Genomic DNA, 7,385 nt, shown 5'->3' with positions numbered 1-7,385 from the left:
GCGAATGTAAAAAAGGATTCACAACTTATCTAGTGGTTCCGGATTTCAACACTTTTACGGTAACGAGTAACTGCCCTGTATGCCGCATGGTATGTTCTGCCGCATGAAATAAGAGTCCCATTACAGTTGATGGAAGTTGTTTTCTGCCAACGCCTCTGAAGGCAGTCAGGCTGTCTTCAGGGGTAACAATCAGTTGCATAAGCGATGCATGCACCTGCTTATTGAAATGGCGGACGCCGAACGGGGTGAAGAGGCGCATCACTTCGACGGGCGCATCGTAATCGTCGGTGGAAACGTAGCCCTGGTAAGCTTTCCCGTTTCGGCCGGTGAAAGCCGGGAGCACGTTGGCGCCCTTCTCCAGTCCTTCCAGGAAGCTGCGGGCCTTATCCACCGGCACCACGAACACCGAGCCCGTGCGATCGTAGGCATCGCCGTTGGAATATTGCACCAGTTCGGCAAAGAGCCGCTGGCTGGATTTTACGGCGGGGAGATTTACTTTCTTCAGAATCACGGTACCGCCGGCGAAGTGGTAAGTGGCGTTGAGCGGGTAGCCGGAAGGGTTATCGATTTTGTTGCCCCAGCTGATCTGTTCCTGGTCGAAGATGGAAATGGTAGCGTAGCGGCTGTCGATCACCTGGCGCTGGTACGCCGGTTCAGACACGAGCTTGCCCCAGGATGCGGGCCATTTCAGTTCCTCGTTGCTCACTTTGCGGTATTCAATCTTCTTTGCGTACGTTTCGCTGTTGCCGTTGCGGACGATTTTGAGGATCAGCCCCAGTCCCGGTGCGATGGAGATCTGCGGCGTTCCTTTGATGGCCAGCGCATCGGTGTACCAAATTTCGATGGTGTTGGACCGGATAATGGCTTTGGCTTTTTTGCAGGGGATGCCGGCAACGGTATCGATTCCGGGCAGCAGTTCGGGTTTAATGTATTCGCTGAAGGGCTTTTTCAGCGTGAAGGCGCCGTTTTTGCCGTCGAGCAGCTGGAAGGTGGCTTTATCGGCGTAGCTGAGGAACTGTTGTTCCGTTTGCCTGCCGGAAGATCCCACGGCCACCCGTTTCCCCTGGATGAGCAGGGTTTGTTCGCCCCGGGAGTCTTTCCCGTTATTGCGGAAACCGTAGGTGACCACGGCTTCGGACTGTTGCGCGGTAGCGGACGCCGTGGCGATTACCATCGCGCATCCGATCAGAATTCCTTTCATCATTCACTGTTTAGTTGCAAAGTTCCAAAGCTACACAACAAAACGAAAAAAGCGCAACCACAAAGGCTGCGCTTTAACACTATCATTCATTTCAACTATGGCTTATTCTGTTTCGGCCACCACTTCCTTTACCTCGGGGATCATGCGTTTCATGATGCCTTCGATGCCGGATTTGAGGGTGATCATGGAAGACGGGCAACCGGAGCAGGAACCCTGCAGGATTACCGTAACCACGCCATCTTCGTAGTTTTTGAACTGGATGGCGCCGCCGTCCATTTCCACCGCGGGCTTCACGGCGTTTTCCAGCAGGTCTTTGATGCGGGTAACTACGTCGCTTTCGTCGCCGCTCATCACGGGAGCCGCTTTGATTTCATCTTCATTGATCACCGCACGGTTATCTTCCAGGTATTCTTTGAGGAACTGGCGGATGGTGGGGATCACGTCTGCCCAATCGGTATCGTTGGTTTTCGTCAGCGTCACGAAGTTGCTGGCGATGAAAACGCCACGGATGAAGGGGAAGGTGAAGAGCTCGGCCGCGAGGGGGCTCGGACCGGTGCTGGCCGCATCGGGAAAATCGATGCTTTTATTCGGATACAGGAGCTTGTTCGCCACAAACTTCATCGTTTCCGGATTCGGCGTCATTTCCGTATAGATACTGATGATGGGATTTCCTGTTTTAATCATTATTAGTCCAATTTTATCTCCCGCAAAATTAACAAAATTTGGCGACAATGCCGGCCAGAACTTGGAGTCTCAGTAAACAGGTATATTTTTGCAATATGTTACAGACTAAAACCCTGCATGCCCGCAAACGGATTGCACTGATCGCGCACGACCATAAAAAGGCGGAGCTCATGGAATGGGCCATCTATAATAAGACGGTGCTCGCCCGCCACGAACTGTACGCCACCGGCACCACCGGAAAGCTGATCGAAGAGGCGCTGGACGTATCCGTCCGCAAGCTGCTCAGCGGCCCCCTGGGCGGCGACCAGCAGATCGGTGCGGCCGTTGCCGAAGGCCGGATCGACGTGATCATCTTTTTCTGGGATCCCATGGAGGCCCTGCCCCACGACCCGGATATCAAAGCCCTCCTGCGCCTCGGCGTTGTCTGGAATATCCCCATGGCCTCCAACCGGGCCTCCGCGGATTTCCTTATGACCTCACCGCTTATGCACCAGGAATACACCGTCATCCTCCCCGACTACAGCCAGTATCTCGGCCGGAAAGTGTAAAATCCGCCATGGTTTTTTTTTAACGCGGGCTCCACTGATTTGCAGGACCCGCAGCCCCCTAACCGGCTGATAATCATGGATGCGCCTGTTGATAATGGGCTTTAAGCGCATCTTCCCCAAAATCGTTCTCTAATTCCCGGAACACCGAATGGACGTGGTTCCCATCGTTCTGCGTATTATCGTATTCAATCAGGAATGTTGGCCCCTGGATGCGGTAATAATGTCCTTCCCCCCAAACCCGGCCGCCGGCCCAGGCAAAATGGATGTTATCCAGGCCTGCCGTTTCAATTTCTTTCCACAAAATGTCGTTCATCAGGCGGGTATACCGGCCGATATACACATCGATCAGCGAACGGAGCTGCTTTTGCTGTGCGGGCTTCAGCGCATTCCAGGCAATGCCCGGCGGATCAAGCTGCCAGGCGCGGCGCTTGTTTCCGGTAATGATGTCCGACGGTGCTTTTTCGGCCACCAGCACGGTTTTACGCTGTTGTTCGTTCAGTCCGTTGACCAGAGAGAAAGCCAGTTCGGTTTCTTGTTTTAATAATTGATGCCCCGTGGCCGGCCCGGATGGCACCTTCGCGGGGTTGGCGCCGAGGAAACCCGGTCCCACCGACACGATGCGGTTATTTAGAATCGTGAAGTTGAGGGAAACGTGATGCCCTTCCATGCGCAGGGCCCAGGGTTTGCCGGCGAAGGGGCTGCCGAAAACGGCGAAGTAAAAGTTCCCGGTATCGCGGTAGGTATCGGTGATGGCGCGCTTCTCCACTTCCCGGAGGATGGCTTCCAGCTCCACCACACCTTTCGCTTTGCGGGCGCCTTCGTTGCTTAAACAAAGGTTCACCAGCGCAAAGGCCCGCTCCTGCTGCGAAGGCGTCATGTCCTTGAGGCGCAGGCCGTACCGCTCCTTCGGCACGAAATGCCACTCAAACCGCTGATCACCCTCGAACGGCGCCGTCATCTTTCCCAGCTTTTCCTTCCCCAGATCAAAAAACAACTGCTGCGCCGCCTGTTCCAGCGTTTGCGGTGCGGAAGTTTTGGCCGGAAGTTTGGATTGAGAAAAAACATCCGGACAAATGCCCAGTAATATCAAACATGCCGGCAGGAAAAGCGTTTTCATATGCGTGGATTCTATTTACAAAATACAAATCCTGCCCGCATTTGGCATTTGGACGACGGAACTTTATTTTCGCAGTTTACGGAAAACCGATACAAGGAAATGGTGAAGTACATATTGACCGGACTACTACTGTGCGGCAGCCTGATGCGCCCCGCAAAGGCGCAACTGCCTCCCAAAAGGGAGTTCAGGGCTGTCTGGATATCGACGATAGCGAACATCGACTGGCCTTCCCGGAAAGGATTGCCGCCCGAGCAACAGCGCCAGGAATTTATCCAGTTGCTGGATTTCCACCAGAAAAACGGCATCAACGCCATCATCTTCCAGGTGCGGCCCGCGGCGGACGCCTTCTACCCGTCTCCTTACGAACCCTGGAGCGAATACCTCACCGGAAGGCAGGGCCAGCCCCCCATCCCGTATTACGATCCGCTGGAGTTCATGATCACCGAAACGCATAAACGCGGGATGGAGTTCCACGCCTGGTTCAACCCGTACCGCGCCGTGGCCAACACCCGAGGCAGCAGCATTGCCGACAATCATATCACGCGTACCCGCCCGCAGTGGTTCCTCACCTACGGCGACAAAAAATACTTCGACCCGGGGATTCCGGAGGTCCGTTCCTACGTGACCGAGCTGATCCGCGACGTGGTAAAACGCTACGACATCGACGCCGTTCATTTCGACGATTATTTTTACCCTTACCGTCTTCCCGGCAAGGATTTCCCCGACCGGGGCTCCTTCCGGCTCTATGGTAATGGCCGCAGCCTCGACGACTGGCGGCGTTATAATGTAGATACGATCATCCAGATGCTCAGCGGCGCCATCAAGGAAACCAAGCCCTGGGTGAAATTTGGGATCAGTCCGTTTGGCGTATGGCGCAACCAGGATAAGGATTTCAGCGGTTCCCCCACGCGCGCGGGCCTCACCAATTACGACGATCTTTATGCCGACGTCATCAAATGGCAGCGCCTCGGCTGGATCGATTACCTCACGCCGCAGCTGTACTGGGAGTTCGGGCACCGGCTGGTGGCTTACGAAGTGCTGGTAGACTGGTGGTCGAAGCATGCTTACGGCCGCCACATGTACATCGGTCACGGCGCGTACCGCATCGGCAGCAGCGCGCCCTGGCGGAACCCGCGGGAGCTGCCGAACCAGATCCTTGCTACGCGGGCATTTGCAACGATTCAGGGGAGCGTATTTTTCAGCAGCCGTTCTTTCAACGGCAATCCTTTCGGCATCAACGATTCCCTGCAAAATCACCTGTACCGGTACCCGGCGCTGTTGCCCACGATGCCCTGGATCGACGATAAAGCGCCGCTGGCCCCCTATTTCACGGACGCTTTCGAGAAGAACGGCGGGCTGGAGATCCGGTGGGCGGACGACGACACTTCCCGGCAGACGCAGCGGTATGTATTATACCGTTTCGAGGAGGGCCAGGTGATCAATGTGAGCGACCCCACGAAGATCCTGGCGATCGTGGGGCAGATGCCCGACCCGGTTTTTATGGACAGACAATATATTAAAGGGCGCACCTATATTTATATCGTTACCGCTTTGGACCGTATGCATAATGAGAGCATGATCAGCGACCCGTTGCGGGTGGAACACGCGAACGGGACGGTCAAATTCGAGTTTGCTCCCTGAAAATGATAGTTTTTTCACAACTTATTCACGGCCGGAAAATTTTCCGGCCTTTTTTATACCCCATCCTGCCCCTACCCGGTGTTCAATTTTTACGATTATCAAATGAAAGACTAGCCGATTTTAAAATTTTCTAAATTTTAAGGCTTTAATCAAACTTTCTGTAAAATAAACCGCATTCTATTAGTATCTTTAAACCGTTCCCAAAGCAAAATACGGTACCTGAGCCAGGGCTTTGTTGCCTGTGGGTGTAGTGTATCTGATAAAGGATAAAAGGAAAATTTAACAGCCAATGCGAATTGTGAGCCAAGAACAAGGTTTGTATCGTCCGGAATTTGAGCACGATGCGTGTGGTACGGGTTTTACCGCCCACATCAAAGGTCGGAAGTCACACCAGATCATCCGCGATGCATTAACCATGTTGGAAAATATGGAACACCGCGGCGCCTGCGGTTGCGAACGCACCACGGGCGACGGCGCGGGGATTATGATCCAGATGCCGCATGAATTCTTGTATGCCGAATGTCTCAAAATGGGTATCCGCCTTCCGGATGCCGGTAAATACGGTGTGGGGATGGTCTTCTTCCCCAAAGAACCCCGCTGGCGCGAAGAGTGCCGCGAGATCATCCAGCGCTGCGCGGAAAAAGTGGGCCTCGAAATCCTCGGGTACCGCAAAGTCCCCGTTCGCCCCGATGGTATCGGTGAAACCGCCCTGTCCGTAGAACCCGAAATCGAACAACTGTTCATCGCCTGCCCGTATCATATTTCCGATCCGGAAGAATTTGAACGTAAACTGTTCGTGCTGCGCAACTATATCACCAAAACAGTGCGCTGCTCCATCCCGAAAGAAAAGGCCGAAATCTATTTCGCGTCCTTCTCCCATAAAACCATCGTATATAAAGGTCAGCTCACCACTTACCAGGTGGGGCATTATTACCCTGACCTCCGCGATGAGCGCATGGTGTCGGCCTTCGGTCTTATCCACAGCCGTTTCGCCACCAACACCTTCCCCAGCTGGAAGCTCGCGCACCCCTTCCGTTTTATCGCCCACAACGGTGAAATCAACACCCTGAAAGGAAACCTCAACTGGCTCCGCGCCGGCGAAAGCTCCTTCCTGACCAAATATTTCACCAAGGAAGAAATGGAAATGCTCTCTCCCATCGTGGACGAAGGGCAATCCGATTCCGCCTGCCTCGACAACGTGGTGGAGCTGCTCAACCTCACCGGCCGCTCGCTCCCCCATGTTATGATGATGCTCATCCCCGAAGCCTGGGACGGCAACGAGAGCATGGACCCCGTGAAGAAAGCCTTCTACGAATATCACGCGTCGCTCATGGAGCCCTGGGATGGCCCCGCTTCCATCTCCTTCACCGACGGCAAGATCATCGGCGCCACCCTCGACAGGAACGGGCTCCGCCCTTCCCGCTTCGTGGTAACGAAAGACGATCGCGTGATCATGGCTTCCGAAGCCGGCGTTCTGCCAATCGATCCGAAAAATGTGAAAGAAAAAGGCCGCCTGCAGCCGGGTAAAATGTTCATCGTGGACATGGACCAGGGCCGCATCATCGGCGACGAAGAGCTGAAGCAGTCTATCTGCTCCGCACAGCCTTACGCAGAATGGCTGAATAAATATAAGATCCGCCTCGACGAGCTGCCCGAGCCCCGCGTTACTTTCACGCACCTCGAGCACGAGCAGATCTTCAAGTACCAGCGCGCATTCGGTTACAGCACCGAAGACCTGGAAACGATCATCTCTCCCATGGCCATCGACGGCAAGGAGCCCGTGGGTTCCATGGGTACCGATGCTCCCCTGGCCGTGTTGAGCGATCAGCCGCAGCATTTGAGCAGCTACTTCAAACAGCTGTTCGCGCAGGTAACCAACCCGCCCATCGATCCCATCCGGGAAAGACTGGTAATGTCGCTGGCGACTTTCCTCGGCAACAACGGCAACCTGCTCGACGAGGATCCGCTGCACTGCCACTCGGTGGCGCTGCCGCACCCGGTATTAACTAACTATGAACTGGAAAAAATCCGCAGTATCGACACCGGTATTTTCCAGGCCAAGACGCTGCATACTTATTTCAAGGCCGACGGTAAGCCCGGCTCCCTTGAAAAAGGCCTCGCCCGCCTCTGCCGTTATGCGGTAGACGCTGTGGAAGATGGTTTTGAAGTGATCATCCTATCCGACCGCGCGCTG

The 7,385-nt window shown here is 54.7% G+C and carries 6 protein-coding genes; 3 read left to right on the top strand and 3 right to left on the bottom strand.

The window, feature by feature from the left end; all coding sequences use genetic code 11:
- Positions 1-25: 25 nt before the first annotated feature.
- Both Q0510_RS14895 and Q0510_RS14890 read right to left on the bottom strand, forming a co-directional pair.
- The gene (locus tag Q0510_RS14895) at positions 26-1,204 is read right to left on the bottom strand and encodes a PNGase F N-terminal domain-containing protein (RefSeq protein WP_298713340.1); all 1,179 of its coding nucleotides are present in this window, start codon (positions 1,202-1,204) and stop codon (positions 26-28) included.
- A 99-nt stretch (positions 1,205-1,303) separates the two neighbouring features.
- Positions 1,304-1,885, bottom strand: a complete 582-nt coding sequence (locus Q0510_RS14890) for a NifU family protein (protein ID WP_298713337.1) — start codon at positions 1,883-1,885, stop codon at positions 1,304-1,306.
- A 95-nt stretch (positions 1,886-1,980) separates the two neighbouring features.
- Here Q0510_RS14890 and Q0510_RS14885 point away from each other — a divergent pair, with 95 nt between their 5' ends.
- On the top strand, positions 1,981-2,433 hold the full coding sequence (locus tag Q0510_RS14885) for a methylglyoxal synthase (protein ID WP_298713334.1): 453 nt from the start codon (positions 1,981-1,983) through the stop codon (positions 2,431-2,433).
- 73 nt (positions 2,434-2,506) lie between these two features.
- On the opposite strand, the gene Q0510_RS14880 is transcribed toward Q0510_RS14885, so the two are convergent.
- Positions 2,507-3,550, bottom strand: coding sequence for a DUF3500 domain-containing protein (locus Q0510_RS14880; RefSeq protein ID WP_298713331.1), 1,044 nt, complete (start codon positions 3,548-3,550; stop codon positions 2,507-2,509).
- A gap of 99 nt (positions 3,551-3,649) precedes the next feature.
- Between Q0510_RS14880 and Q0510_RS14875 the strand changes: the two genes are divergently transcribed.
- Positions 3,650-5,191, top strand: coding sequence for a family 10 glycosylhydrolase (locus tag Q0510_RS14875; RefSeq protein WP_298713329.1), 1,542 nt, complete (start codon positions 3,650-3,652; stop codon positions 5,189-5,191).
- A gap of 289 nt (positions 5,192-5,480) precedes the next feature.
- Positions 5,481-7,385, top strand: a 1,905-nt coding sequence (locus Q0510_RS14870) for a glutamate synthase central domain-containing protein (protein WP_298713326.1), incomplete at its 3' end; no start/stop codon positions are given.

The sequence above is a fragment of the uncultured Chitinophaga sp. genome (genome assembly GCF_937874145.1).
Classification (GTDB): domain Bacteria; phylum Bacteroidota; class Bacteroidia; order Chitinophagales; family Chitinophagaceae; genus Chitinophaga.
Note: the sequence above shows the minus strand (reverse complement) of the source record. Positions and strands in the feature narration are given on the sequence as shown.

Excerpts from the sequence above, each read along its gene's own strand:
- Q0510_RS14895 (WP_298713340.1), bottom strand. The coding sequence starts at position 1,204 with ATGATGAAAGGAATTCTGATCGGATGCGCGATGGTAATCGCCACGGCG.
- Q0510_RS14890 (WP_298713337.1), bottom strand. The coding sequence starts at position 1,885 with ATGATTAAAACAGGAAATCCCATCATCAGTATCTATACGGAAATGACG.
- Q0510_RS14885 (WP_298713334.1), top strand. The coding sequence starts at position 1,981 with ATGTTACAGACTAAAACCCTGCATGCCCGCAAACGGATTGCACTGATC.
- Q0510_RS14880 (WP_298713331.1), bottom strand. The coding sequence starts at position 3,550 with ATGAAAACGCTTTTCCTGCCGGCATGTTTGATATTACTGGGCATTTGT.
- Q0510_RS14875 (WP_298713329.1), top strand. The coding sequence starts at position 3,650 with ATGGTGAAGTACATATTGACCGGACTACTACTGTGCGGCAGCCTGATG.